18 protein-coding genes are annotated in these 21,760 nt (G+C 61.4%); 13 read left to right on the top strand and 5 right to left on the bottom strand.

Annotated features, from left to right (window positions below; genetic code table 11):
- Positions 1–9 precede the first annotated feature (9 nt).
- Genes tssC through tssA form a run of 3 tightly spaced genes read right to left on the bottom strand, consistent with a single transcriptional unit; the run spans position 10 to position 3,590 of the window.
- Positions 10–1,485: a type VI secretion system contractile sheath large subunit gene (tssC, locus tag QRN10_RS24010; protein WP_285429312.1), complete on the bottom strand. Its 1,476-nt coding sequence runs from the start codon at positions 1,483–1,485 to the stop codon at positions 10–12.
- A gap of 28 nt (positions 1,486–1,513) precedes the next feature.
- On the bottom strand, positions 1,514–2,011 hold the full coding sequence (gene tssB, locus QRN10_RS24005) for a type VI secretion system contractile sheath small subunit (RefSeq protein ID WP_285429311.1): 498 nt from the start codon (positions 2,009–2,011) through the stop codon (positions 1,514–1,516).
- 31 nt (positions 2,012–2,042) lie between these two features.
- Positions 2,043–3,590 (bottom strand): type VI secretion system protein TssA, encoded by a 1,548-nt coding sequence (tssA, locus tag QRN10_RS24000; RefSeq protein WP_285429310.1) that lies wholly within the window; start codon positions 3,588–3,590, stop codon positions 2,043–2,045.
- A gap of 473 nt (positions 3,591–4,063) precedes the next feature.
- Between tssA and QRN10_RS23995 the strand changes: the two genes are divergently transcribed.
- Entirely contained in the window at positions 4,064–4,579 is a 516-nt protein-coding gene (locus tag QRN10_RS23995; RefSeq protein ID WP_181076895.1) for an Hcp family type VI secretion system effector, read from the top strand.
- A 51-nt stretch (positions 4,580–4,630) separates the two neighbouring features.
- Here QRN10_RS23995 and QRN10_RS23990 read toward each other — a convergent pair whose 3' ends face one another.
- Positions 4,631–5,452, bottom strand: a complete 822-nt coding sequence (locus QRN10_RS23990; protein WP_253508037.1) for an aldo/keto reductase — start codon at positions 5,450–5,452, stop codon at positions 4,631–4,633.
- Positions 5,453–5,558: 106 nt separating this feature from the next.
- On the opposite strand from QRN10_RS23990, the gene QRN10_RS23985 reads away from it, so the two are divergent.
- The 12 genes from QRN10_RS23985 to QRN10_RS23930 all read left to right on the top strand — a co-directional run bounded on the left by QRN10_RS23985 (position 5,559) and on the right by QRN10_RS23930 (position 20,654).
- Positions 5,559–6,050 (top strand): DUF1543 domain-containing protein, encoded by a 492-nt coding sequence (locus QRN10_RS23985; protein WP_285429309.1) that lies wholly within the window; start codon positions 5,559–5,561, stop codon positions 6,048–6,050.
- Between the two features lie 129 nt (positions 6,051–6,179).
- The gene (locus QRN10_RS23980) at positions 6,180–6,461 is read left to right on the top strand and encodes a peptidylprolyl isomerase (RefSeq protein ID WP_010210937.1); all 282 of its coding nucleotides are present in this window, start codon (positions 6,180–6,182) and stop codon (positions 6,459–6,461) included.
- A gap of 128 nt (positions 6,462–6,589) precedes the next feature.
- On the top strand, positions 6,590–8,452 hold the full coding sequence (locus tag QRN10_RS23975; RefSeq protein WP_266247881.1) for an extracellular solute-binding protein: 1,863 nt from the start codon (positions 6,590–6,592) through the stop codon (positions 8,450–8,452).
- A complete protein-coding gene (locus QRN10_RS23970) occupies positions 8,452–9,513 on the top strand; it encodes a microcin C ABC transporter permease YejB (RefSeq protein WP_285429308.1) in 1,062 nt (353 codons plus the stop codon). Before QRN10_RS23975 ends, QRN10_RS23970 begins: the two co-directional genes overlap by 1 nt.
- Positions 9,513–10,535, top strand: coding sequence for an ABC transporter permease (locus QRN10_RS23965; RefSeq protein ID WP_181076887.1), 1,023 nt, complete (start codon positions 9,513–9,515; stop codon positions 10,533–10,535). Before QRN10_RS23970 ends, QRN10_RS23965 begins: the two co-directional genes overlap by 1 nt.
- A 10-nt stretch (positions 10,536–10,545) precedes the next feature.
- A complete protein-coding gene (locus tag QRN10_RS23960; RefSeq protein ID WP_253508043.1) occupies positions 10,546–12,117 on the top strand; it encodes an ABC transporter ATP-binding protein in 1,572 nt (523 codons plus the stop codon).
- 43 nt (positions 12,118–12,160) lie between these two features.
- Positions 12,161–13,594, top strand: coding sequence for a sigma-54 interaction domain-containing protein (locus QRN10_RS23955; RefSeq protein ID WP_285429307.1), 1,434 nt, complete (start codon positions 12,161–12,163; stop codon positions 13,592–13,594).
- A gap of 250 nt (positions 13,595–13,844) precedes the next feature.
- Positions 13,845–15,236 carry a GntP family permease gene (locus QRN10_RS23950; protein ID WP_253508048.1) on the top strand — a complete coding sequence of 464 codons (1,392 nt, stop codon included), beginning with the start codon at positions 13,845–13,847 and terminating at the stop codon, positions 15,234–15,236.
- Between the two features lie 7 nt (positions 15,237–15,243).
- Positions 15,244–16,017, top strand: coding sequence for a 3-hydroxybutyrate dehydrogenase (locus QRN10_RS23945; protein WP_285429306.1), 774 nt, complete (start codon positions 15,244–15,246; stop codon positions 16,015–16,017).
- A gap of 60 nt (positions 16,018–16,077) precedes the next feature.
- A complete protein-coding gene (locus QRN10_RS23940) occupies positions 16,078–18,030 on the top strand; it encodes an acetoacetate--CoA ligase (RefSeq protein WP_285429305.1) in 1,953 nt (650 codons plus the stop codon).
- A gap of 142 nt (positions 18,031–18,172) precedes the next feature.
- Entirely contained in the window at positions 18,173–20,347 is a 2,175-nt protein-coding gene (locus QRN10_RS23935) for a hybrid sensor histidine kinase/response regulator (RefSeq protein WP_266247870.1), read from the top strand.
- A 31-nt stretch (positions 20,348–20,378) separates the two neighbouring features.
- Positions 20,379–20,654, top strand: coding sequence for a peptidylprolyl isomerase (locus QRN10_RS23930; RefSeq protein WP_046383114.1), 276 nt, complete (start codon positions 20,379–20,381; stop codon positions 20,652–20,654).
- A gap of 120 nt (positions 20,655–20,774) precedes the next feature.
- Here QRN10_RS23930 and QRN10_RS23925 read toward each other — a convergent pair whose 3' ends face one another.
- Positions 20,775–21,683 (bottom strand): sugar kinase, encoded by a 909-nt coding sequence (locus tag QRN10_RS23925; RefSeq protein WP_266247867.1) that lies wholly within the window; start codon positions 21,681–21,683, stop codon positions 20,775–20,777.
- Positions 21,684–21,760: the final 77 nt, after the last annotated feature.

The raw sequence follows: 21,760 nt of genomic DNA, 5'->3' as shown, positions 1-21,760 counted from the left end.
GGCGCTTGCTCATTCTTTGTCGAGCTTGCCGACGAGGGACAAGGTGAAATCGGCCCCCATGTATTTGAAGTGAGGTCGCACGCTCAGGTTGACGCGGTACCAGCCCGGTTCGCCTTCCACATCACTGACGACAATACGCGCCGCACGCAGCGGGCGCCGTCCACGGACTTCGGCGCTGGGGTTTTCCTGATCGGCGACGTACTGACGAATCCACTTGTTGAGTTCCAGCTCAAGGTCGGTGCGCTCCTTCCAGGAACCCAATTGCTCGCGCTGTAGAACCTTGAGGTAATGCGCCAGACGGTTGACCACCATCATGTACGGCAGCTGGGTGCCCAGCCGGTAATTCAGCTCCGCCTCCCTGCCCTCGGTACTGATGCCGAAATGTTTGGGTTTCTGTACGGAGCTGGCGGAAAAAAACGCAGCATTGTCACTGCCCTTGCGCATCGTCAGGGCAATAAAGCCTTCTTGCGCCAGCTCATATTCACGGCGGTCGGACACCAGCACTTCGGTAGGAATCTTGGTTTCGATCTCGCCCATGCTCTGGAAGTGATGCAGAGGCAAGTCTTCCACTGCACCGCCGCTTTGCGGGCCGATAATGTTCGGGCACCAGCGAAACCGTGCAAAGCTGTCGGTAAGGCGCGTGGCGAAGGCATAGGCGGTATTGCCCCACAGGTAATGTTCGTGGCTGTTCACCACGTTTTCCCGGTAAGCAAAGGTCTTGGCCGGGCATTCCAGTGGGTCGTAAGGCGTGCGCAAGAGGAAGCGCGGTACGGTCAAGCCGATATAGCGCGAATCTTCGCTCTCGCGAAAGCTTTGCCACTTGGCAAACTGCGGCCCCTCGAAATGGTCCCTGAGATCCTTGAGGTCAGGCAGGCCCGTGAAGCTCTCCAATCCGAAGAAACCCGGGCCGGCAGACGCGATAAACGGCGCATGAGCCATGCAGGCCACACTGGCGGCGTACTGCATGAGTTTCACATCGGGCGCGCTGGGAGAGAGGAAGTAGTTGGCGATGACGGCGCCCACGGGCTGGCCGCCGAACTGACCGTACTCGGCGCTGTAAATATGTTTGTAGAGCCCGGACTGCGTCACTTCCGGAGAGTCTTCAAAGTCATCCAGCAGGTCCTGTCGTGAAACGTTCAGCAGTTCGATCTTGATGTTTTCGCGAAAATTGGTGCGGTCGACCAGCAACTGCAAACCCTTCCACGACGATTCCAGGGCCTGGAACTCCGGGTGGTGCAGGATCTCGTCCATTTGCAGGCTGAGCTTCGCGTCGATTTCGGCGATCATTCGATCAACCAGGCGTTTTTTCACCGGCTCGCCGCTGTTGTGCGGCTTGATCAATTCTTCGATAAAGGCTGAGACGCCACGCTTGGCAATGCCATAGGCTTCGTCGTCCGCGCTCAACAATGTCTGGGCAATGATGTTGTCGAGAATGCCGTGCTCTTGAGCGGCGTGGGCAACGGTTTGAGCGTGTTGGGTATTCATGGCGTCAGTGTCCTTTTACTGAGGTATGTCAGGCGGATGGGTCGCTCAGGCCCAGCTCCGCCAGTACCCGCGCGCGGGATTCGTCGTTGGTCAGGGCTTGCTCTATGGCCTTGCGAAAGCTTGGTGTGTTGCCCAAAGGCCCCTTGAGCGCCACCAGCGCCTCACGCAGCGCCATCAGTTTTTGCAGTTGAGGAATCTGCTCAACCAGATGCGCAGGGTTGAAATCCTTAATCGAGTTGATGCGCACCTGAATCCCCAACTCCTCGGCATCGGCGCCCTCCTGAAGTCGATTGGGCACATTCAGGGCCAGGTTCAATGCCTGGTTGGCCAACACTTCGTCCAGGGTGTTCTTATCGATGGCGATAGGCTTGCGGTCTTCGAGCTTGCGCACGTCTTCGCGCTGGGTGAAATCCCCCAGCACAAGCAGTTTCAACGGCAGCTCGACTTCTTCCTGGGCGCCACCGATAGCGGGTTTGAACGTAATATTGATGCGTTCCTTCGGGGCTACGGAACCTTCTTTGGCCATGGTATTTCTCCTTGTTCGGGGGCTCGAGAGCCTATTCAAGTACCGCTTCAAGATCGAAGAGGCACAGCCTGCGATGGCTGTCTTCCTTGCGCTCGCGCACGGCATGGCTTTGCGGCACGAGGTCACAGCAACGGTGCAGCAATTGGGCGACATGCAGCGCAAGCTCCGGCTCCCAGCGGTCCAGCCCGGTGCGCTGCAGTTCTAGATCGAGTTGGTCGAGCTGGATCTTTGCCAGTTCATGCTTGCCCGCTTGCACACACAGGCGCGCCTGGGCCAGGCGCCAGTAAAAGCGCTCACGGTCGCCGCGAGCTCCGTGCAGGCCTTGCTTGAGTTCATGTACGACGGCCTTCAGGCCCTCCTTTCGCAGCCTGGGCTGCAGCGCCTGCAGGGCGACCTCCCAAGGCTGGGCATCGGCGGCCTCACACAGCGTTTCGGGCGGCTGCCTATGAGGCCGCACCTGCAAGGCAATCCAGGTCCGGGTGCCCGCATCGGCAAACGGACTGCCGTCGTGAAAGCGAAATTCAGGCAGGTCGGGCAGCCGTTGCAGCAGCAGGGCAAAGCTCACTTCCAGCTCGCTCATGGCCAATGGCGCCTGCAGGGCCTCCAGGCATTGCCAGACCATGTGCAGCCCATCAAACCAGAACATCGCACCCGCCAGGCTGGCCTCGAGCTCAAGCAGCAGATCGGCGTACTGGCCCTGGGCGAGCCACTCCCGGTAACGCTTGAGCTTGTCGGGCGCCGGGCCACGCAGCGTGGTGATCCGCTCCGCGTCGGCTTGCGGATAGCTGATCAGGGTCATCCACATCAACGTGCGATTCAGGCGCAATGCACGCAGGTCGGTAGCGTTCTGACGCAGCCACCAGTCGCACAACGGCCGAGCTTGCTCCTGCAAGGAACGCAGCCATTTATGGGCGTCCTTTTCGCTGTCCAGCGACAGTTCGGCTCGCAGCAATTGAGTGGTCGCATGGCTGGCCCGAGCAACGAGACCGCTCAACTGGGTGCCTGCAGGATCGCCTGGCGCGGTATGCTCCAAGCGCTGGTCCCATTGCCTGCGGATCGACAACAACAGCGGCGCGTCATCACCCAGGTGACTGCTCAACAACTCATCCAAATGGGCCAGTCGCTCGAGCAAAGCGCGATGCAGCGGCTGCTGGTCATGCAGCGAAACAATCTGCGCCGACAATGACTCGAGACGCAGAACCAACCACGCGAATGCCGCGGCTCGGGTACGGTTTTTTGCAGGATAAACAATCGACCAATGACGGTCGCACAGATGACACAACATCCCAAGGCCCGCCAGCAGACCCGCAAACGACTCACGCTGGTGCAGCGCCCAGGTCAGCCAGACAGCCACGCGCAGATCCTTGGACTGACGGCGCAGCAGCTGCTCACTGACTTCAATGACCTTGTGCCAATCCGGCTGGGAGGTGCCGTGCATTGAGTGGACCTTACTTAGTTCCAATTCCAAGGCCTCGTACTCGGGCGAAAAGCGCACGTCACCACCCGCGAAATGTTCTTGCGAACAGGGCGCACGGATAACTTCAATATAATAAACACAGAGCTTTTCATAATAATTCATTTTAACCACGCGCAACTTAAGAGCACGAGAAGCCAACTAATCGCATTGCATAAACGCATCATATTTCAGATATATTTCGCCAGAACGACAACGAAGTCTGCAAACAGTAGACTTGCCTCCAGCATTCAGCAAGCCACCATTCGCCACTTAAGCAATTTCCTACAACCCAATAAAATCAAGGCCTGCGCAGCATTTTGCACAGTCAACTAAGCCCAATTCGTCAATTAAATACTAAACCCCAGCCTTTGAAGCCCGTTCACTGCGAGCAATTAACTGCGCACTCATGCGCAAACAATCCACCATTAACATAACCCTCACTCGATCATATTCGACCAAAACAAGCATGTTATCGCAGCAACCCCGCGCATTTATTGGCTCGCGCACTTTCCGGCACGCTTTTTGTTATAGGCATTTGACCAGTCGACGCAGCTGTCGTCTGGAACTACTTATTTAACCAGGCAAGGAAAACCGTCATGCCAACACCCGCGTATCTCTCCATTACCGGCGTCAAACAAGGTTTGATCACGGCAGGCACGTTTACACAGGACTCGGTAGGTAACATCTATCAGGAGGGGCACGAGGATCAGATCCTGGTCCAGGCCTTCGCCCACCAGGTCATCATTCCCCGCGATCCGCAATCCGGGCAGCCGACCGGGCAGCGGGTTCACAAGCCGCTGATGATCAGCAAGGTCTTCGATAAATCCTCACCGTTGCTGTTCAGTGCGCTGACCAGTGGCGAAGAGGTCAAGTGTCGACTGGAATGGTTCCGGACTTCGTCGGCCGGTACCCAGGAGCATTACTTCACCATCGAGCTGGAGGGTGCCACGCTGGTGGATATCCAATCGCGCATGCCCAACTGCCAGGACCCGGAAAACGCCCATTTCACGCACTTGGAGGATGTGTACTTCACCTATCGCAAGATCGTGTGGACACACGAAGTGTCCGGTACTTCCGGCTCCGACGATTGGCGCAGCCCGGTAGCGGGTTAAGCCGCTCGGCACGGAAACGGCGCCCATGGACGGCACCGTTTCCGGTTGCGGCTAGACCATTGCCAACCGATGTTTGCGCTGGGGCGGCCCGAAGACGCGGTCGATGGCGTCCAAGTCGTGCTTGTCCAGAACCAGGTCGGCAGCCGCCGCGTTAAGCCGGATGTGTTCCGGCGTAACCGCCTTGGGAATGGCGATCACACCGTCCTGGCGCAGCACCCAGGCCAGGGCCACCTGGGCGGGAGCTGCCTCGTGACGAGTGGCGATCTGCTTGAGCGTCGGACTGGACAACAGCTCTCCGCCCTGGGCAATCGGACAGTAGGCCATAAGGGGTAAGTTATGTTGTCGCCACCAGGGCAGCAAATCAAACTCGATGCCGCGCTCTTGAATGTTGTAGAGCACCTGGTTCGTCGCACAGGCCGGGGATGCCAGTTCCTGCAGGTCGGCCACGTCGAAGTTGGAAACGCCCCAACGGCCGATCTTGCCTGCCTCGCGCAGACGCTCAAAGGCTTCGACGGTTTCTTCCAGGGGGTACTGACCACGCCAGTGCAGCAGATACAGATCGATATAGTCAGTGCCCAAGCGCTGGAGGCTGGCTTCACATGCACGAGGAATGCCCTTTTGGCTGGCATGGTGCGGATACACCTTACTCACCAGAAACACCTGGTCGCGTTTACCATGAATGGCCTCGCCGACCACCCGTTCAGCGCCGCCTTCGCCATACATTTCGGCGGTATCGATCAAGGTCATGCCCTCGTCGATGCCCAGTTGCAGCGCCGCGACTTCAGCGCGGCGATGATTCGGGTCTTCGCCCATGCGCCAAGTGCCCTGGCCGATGACAGGGACGGGCACGCCCGCCAGATCAATGCTACGCATGACAACCTCCTGCTCAATTCACGGGTTAACACTGTGGCATTGACCGGACAAAAGGGTTCAATCGAAGTATGGTTGTGCCTTGCTCAATCGCCAGGAAGGACCTGCAATGCTGTTTGTCGTGATGCTCGGGGGCAAACACCCACGGGCCAGTATCGAAGTTCATGATGTGGTGTTCGCTGCGGCGGATACGCTGCAAGGCACTTACCCGCAACTGCGCGATGCCTGGTTCGGCAATGCCAAGGGCGTGCACATCGATTCGTGGATGGCGGTCGATGGCGTCGACGGTTGGAAAATCGAACTCAGCCACCTGGCGCCCCAGGCCGGCGCCCATCATCTGTATTTCATCAATCTGGGCGGCTATGAGACCGACAGCTTCGGCGAGGCCCATCATTATGTGCTGGTGGTTGCCCGTAACAAGCAGGAAGCCACGAGCAAAGGCAAGCAACAGATGCGACGGCACTGGTCCCAGGCCCATACCGACGCAGTGCTGGATGTGGACGACTGCCTGCCCATCGACCTGGTGGATGGCCGCTACCTGCACCTGGTCCAGGGCGCACATCTTCCAATCGTCCAGCGCAACGATTACATCGTTCTATAGTGAAACGTCAGCCTGCCTGCCAAAGGCATGGCCCGCCGCCGCACCGCTCAGGCAATCCCTGGGAACTTTGCCGGGAAATAGCCGCCTGATTCCGGTACGCTCACCCTTTTCATTCAAGGAGTTACTCTCATGGCCAAAGCCACCGCCCGCCACATCCTCGTGTCCACCGAAGACAAGTGCAACGAACTCAAGGCCCAAATCGAAGGCGGCGCCGACTTCGCAGAAATCGCCAAAGCCAACTCCAGCTGCCCATCCAGCCGCGACGGCGGCAACCTGGGTTCGTTCGGTCCAGGCCAGATGGTTAAAGAATTCGATACCGTGGTATTCAGCGCTCCAGTCAACACCGTGCAAGGCCCGGTCAAGACTCAGTTCGGCTACCACCTGCTGGAAGTCACCAGCCGTCAGGACTGATCCGCCCTGCGCTGATGCGTGAAACAACGGCCCGCCATCTGGTGGGCCGTTGTGCATCCGATCACTGGCGACGGTGCCGCCGTTAGCGTACAAATCCCTATTCTTTTATCCGGCGTTCAAGGCTGACAATGCGATTGGCTTTTTCCACACCCCTTCTCGGCACTGCGCTGGCCCTTGTGCTGGCGAGTACCGCCGTGATCGCGGCGCCACAAACGTACCTTACGGTGTACGGTGAACCGGCCAAGTACTCGGCCGGTTTCACCCATTTCGACTATGCCAACCCCAATGCACCCAAGGGCGGCAGCCTGCGGCGTTCGGCTATCGAGATCGGGCGCTTCGATCATGTGCTGCCCTATATCGACAAAGGCATCGGCGTGTCCCAGGTCGATGGCTGGCTTTACGCGCCCCTGGCCCAGCGCTCCCTGGATGAGCCTTATACGGTCTACGGCCTGATCGCCGAGAAGATGGAGCGTGCCGAGGACGGCCTGTCGCTGCGCTTTTACCTGAACTCGAAGGCGCGCTTTGCCGATGGCAAGCCGATCACCGCCGAAGACGTACGCTACAGCTTTGACCTGTTGATGACCCAAGGCAGCCTGCGCTTTCGTACGCTGTTCGCCGACGTCAAGCACGTAGAAGTGGAAGGCGAGCGCCAGGTGCGCTTCGACTTTTCCAGCAATGAGAACCGCACCCTGCCCCTGGATATCGCCACCCTGCCGGTGTTTCCTCAGCACTGGTGGAAGACCCGCGATTTTGCCAACGGCGGCGGCTACGAAGCGCCACTGGGCAGCGGCCCCTACAAGGTCAGCAAGATCGATTCGGGCAGCACCATCACGTTTACCCGCGACCCCGACTGGTGGGGCAAGGATCTGCCCATCAGTCGTGGCCTGTACAACTTCGATCACCTGAGCCTGGAGTACTTCGGCGACACCGAAGTCGCACGCCAGGTATTGCGCGGCGGTGCCTACGACTTCAATCGCGAGTTTTCCGCCACCGGCTACTCCATCGGCTACAACGGCCCTGCCCTCGACGATGGACGCCTGCAACGCGCGCATTTGGCCAAAGAGATGCCGCAACCGGCACAAGGCTATGTATTCAATGTGCAAAAGCCGATGTTCAAGGATCGCCGCGTACGTCAGGCCCTGGCGATGTTGTGGGATTTCGAGTGGGCCAACCGGCAGATGATGCGCAATATGTACATCCGCCAGCAGAGCTTCTTCTCCAACAGCCCGCTGGCCGCCAGCCAGTTGCCAACCAAGGAGGAACTGGCGATTCTCGAACCGCTGCGCGGGCAAGTACCCGATGAGGTATTCACCCAGGTGTTCAAGGCACCGGTCACCGACGGCAGCGGCATGATCCGCGACAAACAGCTGCAGGCCCTGAGCCTGCTTGAGGAAGCTGGCTGGAAGCCCGACGGCGACAAACTGGTAAATGCCCAGGGCGAGCCGCTGGAGTTCACCTTCCTGAATGCCCAGGCCGGCCTCGAGCGGCTGCTGCTGCCCTACAAGCGCAACCTGGCGCAGATCGGTATCACCCTGAATATTCGTCGCATCGACTCCTCGCAGTATGTAAACCGCTTGATGAGTCGAGACTACGACATGATCGTCACCGGGTTCCCGGTCACCACCTCTCCGGGGATGGAGCTGTACAACTACTTCGGTTCGGCCGCCGCGTTCGATTCGGGGGCCAATAACTACATGGTGCTCAAGGACCCGGCCGTCGACACCCTGATCAAAGGCCTGGTCAAGGCCGACACCCAGGCACAGATGCTCACCTACGCCCATGCCCTGGACCGGGTGCTGCAATGGAATTATCTGTGGATTCCCAATTACTACCCGCCCGGTACGTCGGCGGCGTGGTGGAACCGCTTCGGCCGCCCGGCCATCGAGGCCAAGAACGATGAGGCCCTGGAAACCTGGTGGGAAATCAGCCCCACACCGCTGACGAATGAACAAATGAAAGCCGAACTGAAAAAACGCGCGGAGGCCCGCTGATGTTTGCCTATATCGTGCGGCGCCTGCTGTTGATCATCCCGACCCTGGTGATCATCCTGCTGGTGAATTTTGTGATTGTGCAGGCCGCCCCCGGCGGCCCGGTGGAACAGGCGATCGCCCACCTGCAAGGGATTGGCGGCGGTGGCGTCGGCGGCTCGTCCGGCGGAGGCATCGGCAGCGGTTCGCGCGCCAGTCGCGGCCTGGACCCAAAACTGATCAAGGACATCGAAAAGCAATACGGCTTCGACAAGCCCGCGCCGGAACGCCTGTGGCTGATGCTCAAAAGCTACGCCCAGCTGGACTTCGGCAACAGTTTCTTCCGTGGCAAGAGCGTGATCGACCTGATCCTCGAAAAAATGCCCGTGACCATTTCCCTCGGCCTGTGGGCCACTCTGATCACCTACCTGGTGTCGATCCCCCTGGGCATTCGCAAGGCCGTGCGCCATGGCAGCAGCTTTGACGTGTGGAGCAGCACCGCCATCGTCATCGGCTATGCCATGCCGGCGTTCCTGTTCGCGATGTTCCTGATCGTAGTGTTTGCCGGTGGTACCTCCCTCAACTGGTTCCCGGTGCGCGGCCTGGTCTCGGAGAATTTCGAAGAGCTGAGCACCGTGGGCAAGGTGGCCGACTATTTCTGGCACCTGGTGCTGCCGGTGACCTCCCTGGTGATCGGCGGTTTCGCCACCTTGACCATCCTGACCAAGAACTCATTCCTGAATGAAATCACGCGTCAGTACGTGGTCACCGCGCGCGCCAAGGGTTTGAGCGAGCGCCGCGTGCTGTACGGTCATGTATTTCGCAACGCCATGCTGCTGGTGATCTCCGGAATTCCCCAGGCGTTCATCAGTGTGTTCTTTGCCGGTTCGCTGCTGATCGAAGTGATCTTCTCCCTCGACGGTCTGGGCCGCATGAGCTACGAAGCCGCCGTATCACGGGACTACCCGGTGGTGTTTGGCTCGCTGTTTATCTTCACCTTGTTCGGCCTGCTGATAAAACTGATCGGCGACCTCTGCTACACCCTGGTGGACCCGCGTATCGACTTCGCCGCGAGGAACGCCTGATGCTCAATCTGTCACCGGTGGCCCGCCGACGCTTCGAGCGGTTCAAGAAAAACCGTCGCGGCTGGTGGTCGCTGTGGCTGTTTATCGGTCTGTTTATCCTGACCCTGGGCGGCGAGTTGATCGCCAACGACAAACCCTGGGTGGTGAGCTACAAGCACGAATTGTATTTCCCGGTGTTCAAGCGCTACACCGAGCAGCAGTTCGGAGGGCAATTGCCATTTCAGGCCGATTACCGCAGTGATTACGTACAAAAGCTGATCAAGCAGGACGGCGGCTGGATGCTGTTCCCGCCGATCCCATTCAGCGACGACACGCCCAACTACGAACTGACCCGCCCTGCCCCCAGCCCGCCCTCGGCGGTGAACTGGTTGGGCACCGACGACCAGTCGCGGGATGTGCTGGCGCGGGTCATCTTCGGCGCTCGGGTATCGATCCTGTTCGCCCTGGCGCTTACCGCGATCAGCGCGGCTATCGGCATTGCCGCCGGCGCGCTGCAGGGATACTACGGCGGCTGGGTGGATTTGATCGGGCAGCGTGTACTTGAGGTGTGGTCCGGCCTGCCGGTGCTGTACCTGCTGATCATCCTGTCGGGTTTCGTCGAGCCGAATTTCTGGTGGCTGCTGGGGATCATGGCGCTGTTTTCCTGGCTCGCGCTGGTGGACGTGGTGCGCGCCGAGTTCCTGCGCGGGCGCAACCTTGAATACGTCAAAGCGGCGCGGGCCCTGGGCCTGGGCGATGCCAAGATCATTGGTCGGCATATCCTGCCCAATGCAATGACTGCGACCTTGAGCTACCTGCCATTTATTTTGACCGGTGCCATTTCCACGTTGAGCGCCCTGGACTTCCTCGGCTTCGGCATGCCGGCGGGCAGCGCGTCGCTGGGTGAGCTGATCGCCCAGGGTAAACAGAACCTGCAGGCGCCGTGGCTGGGCCTGACGGCGTTTTTCACCCTGGCGCTGATCCTGTCGCTGCTGGTTTTTATCGGCGAGGCGCTGCGTGACGCCTTCGACCCACGCTCATGAGTGATTGCAAATGAACCTGATCGAGATCCGCGACCTCTGCGTCGCCTTCAACGGCCAGGCCGTGGTACGCAACTTGAGCCTGGAGGTGCGCCCCGGCGAGTGCCTGGCGCTGGTGGGCGAATCGGGCTCGGGCAAGTCAGTGACCGCCCATTCGATTCTGCAACTGTTGCCTGAAGCCGGCAGCGCCACCACCGGCTCGGTGAAATATCGCGGCAAGGAACTGGTGGGAGCGCCTGCGACGACCTTGCAGAAACTGCGCGGCAACCGCATCGCCATGATTTTCCAGGAGCCGATGACCTCCCTCAACCCGCTGCACAACATCGAAAAACAGATCGGTGAAACCCTGTTGCTGCACAAGGGCCTGGGCGGCAGCGCGGCGCAGGCGCGCATCCTGGAATTGCTTGAGCTGGTCGGTATCCAGAAGCCCAGGGAACGCCTTAAGGCCTATCCCCATCAGTTGTCCGGCGGCCAGCGTCAGCGGGTGATGATTGCGATGGCCCTGGCATGCGAGCCGGAGCTGCTGATAGCCGATGAACCGACCACCGCGCTGGATGTGACCGTGCAGCGCAAGATTCTGCTGCTGCTCAAATCCCTGCAGCAACGCCTGGGCATGTCGCTGCTGTTGATCAGCCATGACCTCAACCTGGTGCGCAGCATCGCCCAACGGGTGTGCGTGATGCACGCCGGGGAGATCGTCGAGCAGGCCGAATGCCAGGCGCTGTTCAGCGCGCCGCAGCACCCTTACAGCCGCCTGCTGCTGGATGCCGAACCGGCGGGCGACGCCCTGTGCAGCGAGGAACGCGAGACGGTGTTGCAAGTGGATGACCTGAGCGTGCAGTTCCGCCTCGGCGGCGGGCTGTTTCGGCGCAAAACCTACCTGCGCGCGGTAGACGGCATCAGCCTCAGCGTGCAACGTGGCAAGACCCTGGGCATCGTCGGTGAATCCGGCTCGGGCAAATCCACCCTCGGCCAGGCGATCCTGCGCCTGCTGGACTCACACGGCGGCATATGCTTCCAGGGCCACGCCCTAGAAGCCCTCAGCCATCAACAGATGCGTCCGTGGCGCAAGCAGATGCAGGTGGTGTTCCAGGACCCTTACGGCAGCCTCAGCCCGCGCATGTCAGTGCAGCAGATCATCAGCGAAGGTCTCGAAGTGCATGCCCCGTGCAGCCTGGCCGAGCGCGAAGCGCAGGTCATCCAGGTGCTCAAGGATGTGGGCCTGGACCCTGCCAGCCGGCATCGCTACCCCCACGAGTTTTCCGGCGGCCAGCGCCAGCGCATCGCTATCGCCCGCGCACTGGTGCTCAAGCCGGCGCTGATGCTGCTGGACGAACCCACCTCCGCTCTGGACCGCACCGTGCAGAAACAAGTGGTGGCGCTGCTGCGGGAACTGCAGGAAAAATACGGCCTGACGTACCTGTTTATCAGCCATGACCTGGCCGTGGTGCGGGCCATGGCCCACGACATGATCGTGATCAAGGACGGCCAGGTGGTGGAGCGCGGCGCCAGCCATGACGTATTCGAGTCACCGCAGCACCCCTACACCAAGGAACTGATGGCAGCGGCGCATATCCCGCTGTAGCACGTTATGGGATTCCACTCACCCTTTTGCTGGCGGCATGGGCATGAACCTCACCGATAACCTCACCGATTACCAACAGGTACGCGGGCTGGCGATCCAGTCGCTGTTCGAGATCATCGAGCAGTCCAGCGAAGGCACGGTAATTGTCGACCGTGATGCCAACATCGTGTGGATGAACGAGCGCTACGCCAGACGCTTCGGTCTCAAGAGCGCCGAAGAGGCCATCGGCCAACCGTGCGAACAAGTGATCTCAAACAGTTTGCTGCGCCAGGTGGTGCGCACCGACCGGCCGATCCTGCTGGATATCCAGGACACGCCCAAAGGCCCGCTGGTGGTGATGCGCCTGCCGATTCACAACGATGCCGGCGCGGTGATCGGCGCCATCGGCTTCGCGCTGTTCGATGAGCTGCGCAACTTGTCGCCCCTGATCGAGCGCTACCTGAGCATGCAGCAGGAACTGGCCTCCACCCGCTCGTTGCTGCGCTCACGCCAGAGCAAGTACACCTTCGCGCATTTTATCGGCACCAGTGCCGCGAGCCTGGAGGTCAAACGCCGGGCGCGGCGCAGTGCAAAGGCCGAGTCGCCCGTATTGCTGCTGGGGGAAACCGGTACCGGCAAGGAGCTGCTGGCCCAGGCCATTCATGGCGCGTCGTCGCGGGCGCACAAGGCGTTCGTGAGCATCAACAGCGCGGCGATCCCCCATGACCTGCTGGAAGCCGAATTTTTCGGCACGGCACCTGGCGCGTTTACCGGGGCGGACCGCAAGGGCCGCTCCGGCAAGTTCCAGATCGCCGAGGGTGGTACGTTGTTTCTGGATGAAATCGGCGATATGCCGCTGCCGCTGCAGAGCAAACTGCTGCGGGTGTTGCAGGAAAAGGAATTCGAACCGGTCGGCTCCAACGAGATGCTGCACAGTGATGTGCGGGTGATCGCGGCCACATCGATGGACCTTGAAGCGGCAATCAAGCGCGGCGAGTTTCGCGCAGACCTGTACTACCGCCTGAACGTGCTGCCCATCCAGGTGCCGCCCCTGCGCGAACGCCTGGAAGATATTCCGGCGCTCAGCGAGGCGATCCTCGAAGAACTGCGCAGCCACCACGAACTGGACCTCGAGGCCCTGGCCCTGCTGGCCCAGCATGCCTGGCCGGGGAATATCCGCGAGTTGCGCAATGTGCTGGAGCGCGCGGCGCTGTTGAGCGATGACCTGGTATTGAACGCCGAGGAAGTCCGCGCGGCGATCGGCACCTTCAGTCCGGTGGCGCGTAGCAATGCCGTGGCAGCGGTGGAAGGCGAAAGCTACAACGCGGCGCGAGAGCGGTTTGACCGGCAGGTGATTGCAGCGGCGCTAAAGGCGTGTGATGGGAATGTGGTGGAAGCGGCCAAACGGTTGCGGCTGGGGCGGTCGACTTTGTACAAGAAGATGGTGGCCCTGGGCATTACCCAATCTCCAAATAGAGATACACATCTCAATAAATAGACAGCCTGGGTGGGAGGGGGCTTGCCCCCGATGGCATTGGTTCAGCCGCTATTTTCCTGGCTGATAGACCGCTATCGGGGCAAGCCCCCTCCCACATTTGATCCGCGCCTGTCTTGAAATTGAGACACGGCTTAAAACCTGTTGAAAAATATCCATATATTTCAAGCAATTAACCACTTGGCACACATCTCGCTATAGCCCTTCCCACAGCGTCACCCACAAAAATAACAATCCCATCTGGAGACACACCATGAGTGTGATCATTGCCCTGGCAGCCCTCGCGTTGCTGATGCTGGCTGCCTACCGTGGCTATAGCGTTATCCTGTTCGCCCCCATCGCCGCCCTCGGCGCGGTGCTGCTGACCGATCCTTCCGCCGTCGCCCCTGCCTTTACCGGGGTGTTTATGGAAAAAATGGTCGGCTTTATCAAACTGTATTTCCCGGTGTTCCTGCTGGGTGCGGTATTCGGCAAGTTGATTGAGTTGTCGGGCTTCTCGCGTTCGATCGTGGCGGCGGCGATCCGTTTGCTCGGCACGCGCCAGGCGATGCTGGTGATCGTGCTGGTCTGCGCCCTGCTCACCTACGGCGGCGTGTCGCTGTTTGTGGTGGTTTTCGCGGTGTACCCGTTCGCGGCGGAGATGTTCCGCCAGAGCAATATCCCCAAGCGCCTGATCCCGGCGACCATCGCCCTGGGTGCGTTTTCCTTCACCATGGACGCCCTGCCCGGCACGCCGCAGATCCAGAACATCATCCCCAGCACGTTCTTCAACACCACAGCCTGGGCGGCGCCGTGGCTAGGGCTGATCGGCACGATCTTCGTGTTCTGCGCCGGCATGCTCTACCTGGCACGCCAACGCAACAAGGCCCAGCGCGCCGGGGAAGGCTACGGCATCGACCTGCGCAATGAACCGGAAACCGCTGAGAACCTGGCGCTGCCCAACCCGTGGATCGCGCTGTCGCCGCTGATCCTGGTAGGCGTGATGAACCTGCTGTTCACCCACTGGATTCCGCAGTGGTACGGCAAGACCCACAGCCTCAGCCTGCCTGGCATGAGCGCGCCGGTGACCACCGAGATTGCCAAGCTCACGGCGATCTGGGCGGTGCAGGCGGCGCTGCTGGTGGGGATTATCGTGGTGCTGGTGTTCGGCTTCTCGGCCATCAAGAGCAAACTCGCCGAAGGCAGCAAGAGCGCGGTCAGCGGTGCGTTGCTGGCGGCGATGAACACCGCGTCGGAATACGGCTTCGGTGCGGTCATCGCTTCGTTGCCGGGCTTTCTGGTGCTGGCGGACTGGCTTAAGGGCATCCCCAACCCGTTGGTCAACGAGGCGATCACTGTGACGTTGCTGGCCGGTATCACCGGTTCCGCCTCGGGCGGCATGAGCATCGCCCTGGCCGCGATGTCCGAGAGTTTTATCGCGGCGGCCCACGCGGCCAATATCCCCCTTGAAGTGCTGCACCGGGTCGCGGCCATGGCCAGTGGCGGCATGGACACCCTGCCCCACAACGGCGCGGTGATCACCCTGCTGGCGGTCACCGGCCTGACCCACCGCGAAGCCTACAAGGATATTTTCGGCATCACGATTATCAAGACCCTTGCGGTGTTCGTGGTGATCGGTACTTTCTATGCCACTGGCATTGTATGAGGTGTACATGACGACATTGAATGGCAAGACCGCCCTGGTCACCGGCTCCACCAGCGGCATCGGCCTGGGTATCGCGCTGAGCCTGGCCAAGGCCGGCGCCAACCTGATCCTCAATGGCTTTGGCGATGCCAGCGCGGTAATCGCCCACGTGCAAGCCTATGGCGGCCAGGTCGGCCACCATCCGGCGGACGTCAGCGATCCGGCGCAGATCGCCGACATGTTCGCCTACGCCGAGCGTGAGTTCGGCGGCGTGGACATTCTGGTGAACAACGCCGGCATCCAGCATGTGGCGGCGGTCGAAGACTTCCCGGCCGAGCGCTGGGACGCGATCATCGCGATCAACCTGTCGTCGGTGTTCCACAGCACACGCTTGGGCCTGCCGGGCATGAAGGCCAAGGGCTGGGGGCGTATCGTCAATATTGCCTCGGTGCATGGCCAGGTCGGTTCGGTGGGCAAGGCCGCTTATGTGGCGGCCAAGCACGGCGTGATCGGCCTGACCAAAGTGGTGGGCCTGGAGACCGCCCCCAGCAACGTAACCTGCAACGCGATCTGCCCCGGCTGGGTGCTGACGCCGCTGGTGCAAAAGCAGATCGACGACCGCATTGCCCAAGGCGTGGACCCGCAGCAGGCGCAGCATGATCTGCTGGCGGAGAAACAGCCGTCGCTGGAGTTCGTGACCCCGTCGCAACTGGGCGAGCTGGTGCTGTTCTTGTGCAGCGAGGCCGGCGCCCAGGTGCGTGGTGCGGCATGGAATATCGATGGGGGCTGGCTGGCCCAATAGATCAAACACAGTGGAACGCTGTTGTTTGGAAGACGTGCATAAGAACAAGAGACCTGGCTGATGTCCGAAATCCTCTGGCAACCCTCCCCGGAACGCATCCGCAACACGCGCATGGATCAGTTCCGGCGCTTTATCAATGATCGCCACGCCGTGCAGCTTTGCGACTACCCGGCGCTGCACCAGTGGAGCATCGACCGGCGCGCCGAGTTCTGGCAGGCCATTGTCGCGTTTTTCGACGTGCAGTTTCGCAGCCCGCCCAGCGCCGCGCTGATCGAAGGCGACGCGATGCCCAGCGCCCAGTGGTTTCCCGGTGCGACCCTAAATTTTGCCGAGCACCTGCTGCGCCGCCGTGACCATCACCCGGCCGTGGTCGCCGTCGGCGAAGACGGCCAGCGCGAACAACTCACCTACGCCGAACTCGCCGCCCATGTCGCCGGCCTGCAAAACAGTCTGCGAGCGGCGGGCGTCGGTATAGGCGACCGCGTCGCGGCGTGTATGCCCAATACCTGGCAAACCCTGGTTGCCATGCTTGCCACCACCAGCCTTGGCGCGATCTGGTCGTGCTCTTCGCCCGACTTCGGCACCCAAGGCGTGATCGATCGCTTCGGCCAGATCGAACCCAAGGTGCTGATCACCTGCGCCGGTTATCGGTATGCCGGCAAAACCATCGATCAGAGCGCCAAGCTCAATGAAATCCTCGAACGCCTGCCGTCTTTGCAGCAGTTGATCGTGGTGCCGTACGCACGGCCGCAGGCTCGGGTCGAGGACTATCGCACCCGGGCCCGCGTGACGCTTTGGCAGGACGTTTACCAACCCGGCGGCGAGCCTGCGTTTGTTGCGGTGCCGTTCGATCATCCGCTGTACATCCTGTATTCCAGTGGCACCACTGGGGTGCCCAAGTGCATCATCCATGGCACCGGCGGTGTGCTGCTCACCCATCTGAAGGAACACGGCCTGCATGCCGACCTGTCCCGCGACGACTGCCTGTTCTACTACACCACCTGCGGCTGGATGATGTGGAACTGGCTGGTGTCGGTACTGGCCCTGGGCGCTACGGCGGTGCTCTATGACGGCTCGCCGTTTCACCCGGGGCCTGCGCGCTTGATCGACCTGATCGACGCGGAACGCATCAGCGTGTTCGGCACCAGCCCCAAGTTTCTCGCCACCCTGGAAAAGGCCGGCCTGCAACCGCGCCTGAGCCATGCGCTGGGTAGCCTTAAGGGGCTGATCTCAACCGGCTCGCCGCTGTCACCGCAGAGCTACGATTACGTGTACCGCGAGATCAAGGCCGAGCTGTGCCTGTCGTCGATGTCCGGCGGTACCGACATCGTCTCCTGTTTTGTCATCGGCAACCCGGTGCTGCCGGTGCGCCGTGGCGAAATCCAGTGCAAGAGCCTGGCGATGGCCATCGAGGTGTGGGACGACCAGGGCCAGCCGTTGATCGGCGAAAAAGGTGAGCTGGTGTGTACCCGTCACTTCCCCGCCATGCCCATCGGCCTGTGGAACGACCCCGACGGGCAGAAACTGCGTGCGTCGTATTTCAGCCAGTTCCCCGGCGTATGGGCCCAGGGCGACTACGCCGAGGAGCGCGCCAACGGCAGCCTGTTGATCCACGGGCGTTCGGACGCGGTGCTCAACCCCGGCGGCGTGCGCATCGGCACCGCCGAGATTTATCGCCAGGTGGAAAAAGTCCCTCAGGTGCTGGAAAGCCTGGCCATCGGCCAACGCTGGCAGGACGACGTTCGGGTCGTGCTGTTTGTGCGCCTGGACCCTGGCGTCGTGCTCGATGAGGCGCTGGAACAGCAGATCCGCCAGGTGATCCGCGCCAACACCACACCGCGCCATGTGCCGGCGAAGATCCTCGCCGTCAGCGATCTTCCGCGCACCATCAGCGGCAAGATCGTCGAACTGGCGGTGCGCAACGTCGTGCACGGCGAACCGGTGAAGAACACCGACGCCCTGGCCAACCCCGAGGCCCTGGAGGCGTTTCGCGACCGTCCCGAACTGGCTTGAAGATGAAAGGTTTCAGCTCTGAGGGGCCGATTTGCGAGACAAAACGCCAGGGCGTGCTATTTTTCCGGGGTAGTCACTTATTGCCCACTCACGGGATAATGGGTGTTTTTATCTTTCAAAGCGTTACGCTCAGGGCTTTTTCATGAATGGAACATCCACCGGTAGCGAAGCCGCTGCATTGATTGCACGGCTGGACTGGGCACGAAGCCCGCTCGGTGAGGCCAATGACTGGCCGCAAAGCCTGCGCACAGCCGTCGATATCGTGGTCAATTCACCGATGCCGATGCTTTTGCTGTGGGGCCACCAACTTATCCAACTGTACAACGATGGCTTTGCCCGGCTGGCGGGCAACAAGCACCCCGATGCCATGGGCCAGCCGGCGCATCAGACCTGGCCGGAGCTGGAAAGCTTTACCGCACCGATCTACAGCGCCGTGCGCGACGGGCAGACGCGCACCTTCAGCGAGCAGCGCTTTGTGCTGCAGCGCAACCACCGCGACACCGAAATCTGGCTGGACCTCACCTACAGCCCGATCCGCGACGAAAGCGGCCAGGTTGCCGGCATCCTGGTCACCGCCATCGACACCCACGAGCGCCGCAGCAAGGCCCTCGAGCTGCAACAACGCTCCGAAGCCAGCCTGAAGGCCCAGCACAACAGCGAGCAACGCCTGCAATTGGCGCTGGCCGCTACCGACGCGGTGGGTACCTGGGATTGGGACATTGGCGAAGACCACTTCATCGCCGACGCGCACTTCGCCTATCTGCACGGCGTCGCACCCGGCGACGCCGGCCTCTTGCCCATCAGCGCCTACCTGCAAGGTGTTCACCCCGAAGACCGTGGCACGGTGGCGCGCAGCATCAAGCATTGCATCAGCCACGGCACCGAATACGCCGAGGAGTACCGTTTGTTGCTGCCCGATGGCGAGGTACGCTGGATCTTCGCCCGCGGCCGCTGCTACAAGGACCACCAGGGCCGGCCGGTGCGTTTCCTCGGCGCCGCCCTGGACCTGACCGAACGCAAGACCACCGAACAGGCCCTGCGCCACCTCAATGAAAACCTCGAAGAGCGGGTCGCCCAGCGCACCCAGGCGCTGGCCGAGGCCAACCAGCGCCTGCAAAACGAAATGTACGAACGCGAGCGCGCCGAAGATGCCTTACGCCATGCGCAAAAGATGGAAGCGGTAGGCCAGCTCACCGGCGGCATCGCCCATGACTTCAACAATATGCTCACCGGTATTATCGGCAGCCTGGACCTGATGCAGCGTTACATCACCGCAGGGCGCAGCGAGGAGATCGGCCGTTTCATCGAAGCCGCCGTGTCCTCCGCCCATCGCGCCGCCGCCCTCACCCATCGGTTGCTGGCGTTCTCCAGGCGCCAGTCGCTGGACCGGCGCCCACTGGACCCGAACCAGCTGGTGGCGTCCCTGGAAGACCTGTTCCGTCGTACCAAAGGCGCGCACATTCGCCTGAATGTGCAACTGGGCCAGGACATCTGGCCGGTCAACACCGATGCCAGCCAGTTGGAAAACGCGTTGCTCAACCTGGTGATCAATGCCCGCGACGCCATGCCCGACGGCGGTGAAATACTGATCGAAACCGCCAACAGTTACCTGGACGGCACCGACATCACCACCCTCGAACCCGTCAAGGCCGGCGATTACGTGATGCTCGGTGTGTGCGACAACGGCACCGGCATGGCGCCGAAGATTCTTGCCAAAGCGTTCGACCCCTTCTTCACCACCAAGCCTATCGGCCAGGGTACTGGCCTGGGGCTGTCGATGATCTACGGGTTTGCCCAGCAGTCCGGCGGCCATGTGACCATCCAAAGCGAGCCGGGCCAGGGCACCTGCGTGCGCCTGTACCTGCCGCGCCTGCACGGCACCTCCCTGGAGAGCAGCCTGCCGGCCAGCCTCGGCGAAGCGCCGGTGGCCCAGGCGGGCGAAGCAGTCGTAGTGGTCGAGGATGACCTGGCGGTGCGCATGCTGGTGGTGAACCTGCTGGACGAATTGGGCTACACCGCACACCAGGCAGCGGACGCGCGTACCGCGTTGCCGCTGCTGGAATCGGACCTGCGCGTGGACCTGCTGGTGACCGATGTGGGCCTGCCGGGCATGAACGGCCGGCAACTGGCGGAAATCGCGCGCCAGCACCGTCCGGGGCTCAAGGTGCTGTTCATGACCGGCTACGCCGAAAAAGCCTCCGAGCGCCAGGGCTTCCTGGAGGATGGCATGGACATGGTAGCCAAGCCGTTTTCCATTGATCTGCTGGCGACGAAAATCCGCGCGATGATCGGCGTCGACGAACGACTTCAGGCATAATCGCGCGCCGTCGCACACCTGGTAAAAAACCATGAAAGCCCAAGCCCGTCATATCCTGGTGAAAACCAGCGAGGAAGCCGAACAACTCAAGCAGCGCATTGCCAAGGGCGAAGCTTTTGATGTGCTGGCCAAGAAGTACTCCACCTGCCCGTCGGGCAAACGTGGCGGCGATCTGGGCGAGATCCGGCCAGGGCAAATGGTTGGGGCGATCGATGCGGTGATTTTCAAGAAACCGCTGCGGGTGGTGCATGGGCCGGTCAAGAGCAAGTTCGGGTATCACTTGGTGCAGGTGTTTTATCGCGACTGAGGGACGCCTTCAGGGCCCTATCGGGGGCAAGCCCCCTCTCCCACCGTGGAATGCATATATCTGGAGGAATGCAATCGACTGTGGGAAGGGGCTTGCTCCCGATCCGCCGAAGTCGGCCATTCACCCCAGGGGAATCAATGCCCCCGGAACCTGAATCACCCGACTGGCCAGACGATGTCCAGCCAACGCCGCCACCTCGGGTGAACCACCCTGGAGCCGGCTGGCCAGATACGCCGCACTGAACGAATCCCCCGCCGCCGTGGTATCCACCACCTTCTCGATCTTCAACGCCGGCACGGCAAAATGCTCGCCGTTGCAGCGGATAAGGCATGTATCGGCGCCACGCTTGAGCACCACCTCGGCAATGGCTGGATAGGCCGCGAACACCTGCTCGGCGTCCTGATAGCCAAACAACCCGCGCTCGTCATCTTCGGTGAGCAAGGCGATGTCCACTTCGGCGAGCACCGCGTGATACGCCGCGCGCGCTGCTTCCACACTGGGCCACAGGCGCGGACGGTAGTTGTTGTCGAACACTACCTGGCCGCCACGGCGGCGGGTTTCGATCAGCGCCTGCAGCAGGCGCGCACGGCCGACCTCACCGAGCACGGCCAGGGTGATACCGCTGAAATACACCACGTCGTAGCTCGGCAGCGCCGCCAGAACCGGCTCGGCGGCAGGCGTGGTGAAGCAGTCGCGCACGGCGGCTTCGTTGCGCCAATACAGAAATTTTCGCTCGCCCTTGGCATCGGTCTGGATGCAATACAAACCCGGCAACCGCCCCGGCAGGCGTTGGACCAGGCCGAGACCGAGACCTTCGTCGGCCCATTGCCGGCGCATTGCATCGCTGAAGCTGTCATCGCCCAGGGCGGTGACGTAGTCGACGCTGCCGCTTTCGCCCAGCGCACGGCGCAGGTACACCGCAGTGTTCAGGGTGTCGCCGCCAAAGCTCTGAACCAGGCTGCCGTCGGCGCGGTGTTGCAGTTCGATCATGCATTCGCCGATCAGGGCGATGCGAGGGGTTGTGTTCATGCCTGAGTCTCTGATGTGGTTGAGGGCTCTATCGGGGGCAAGCCCCCTCCCACATGGGAACGCATTTCAACAGGTGG

The organism is Pseudomonas sp. lyk4-R2A-8, from assembly GCF_030209095.1.
Lineage (GTDB): Bacteria > Pseudomonadota > Gammaproteobacteria > Pseudomonadales > Pseudomonadaceae > Aquipseudomonas > Aquipseudomonas quebecensis.
The sequence above is the reverse complement of the archived record's forward strand: the minus strand, read 5'-3'. Positions and strand labels throughout refer to the sequence as shown.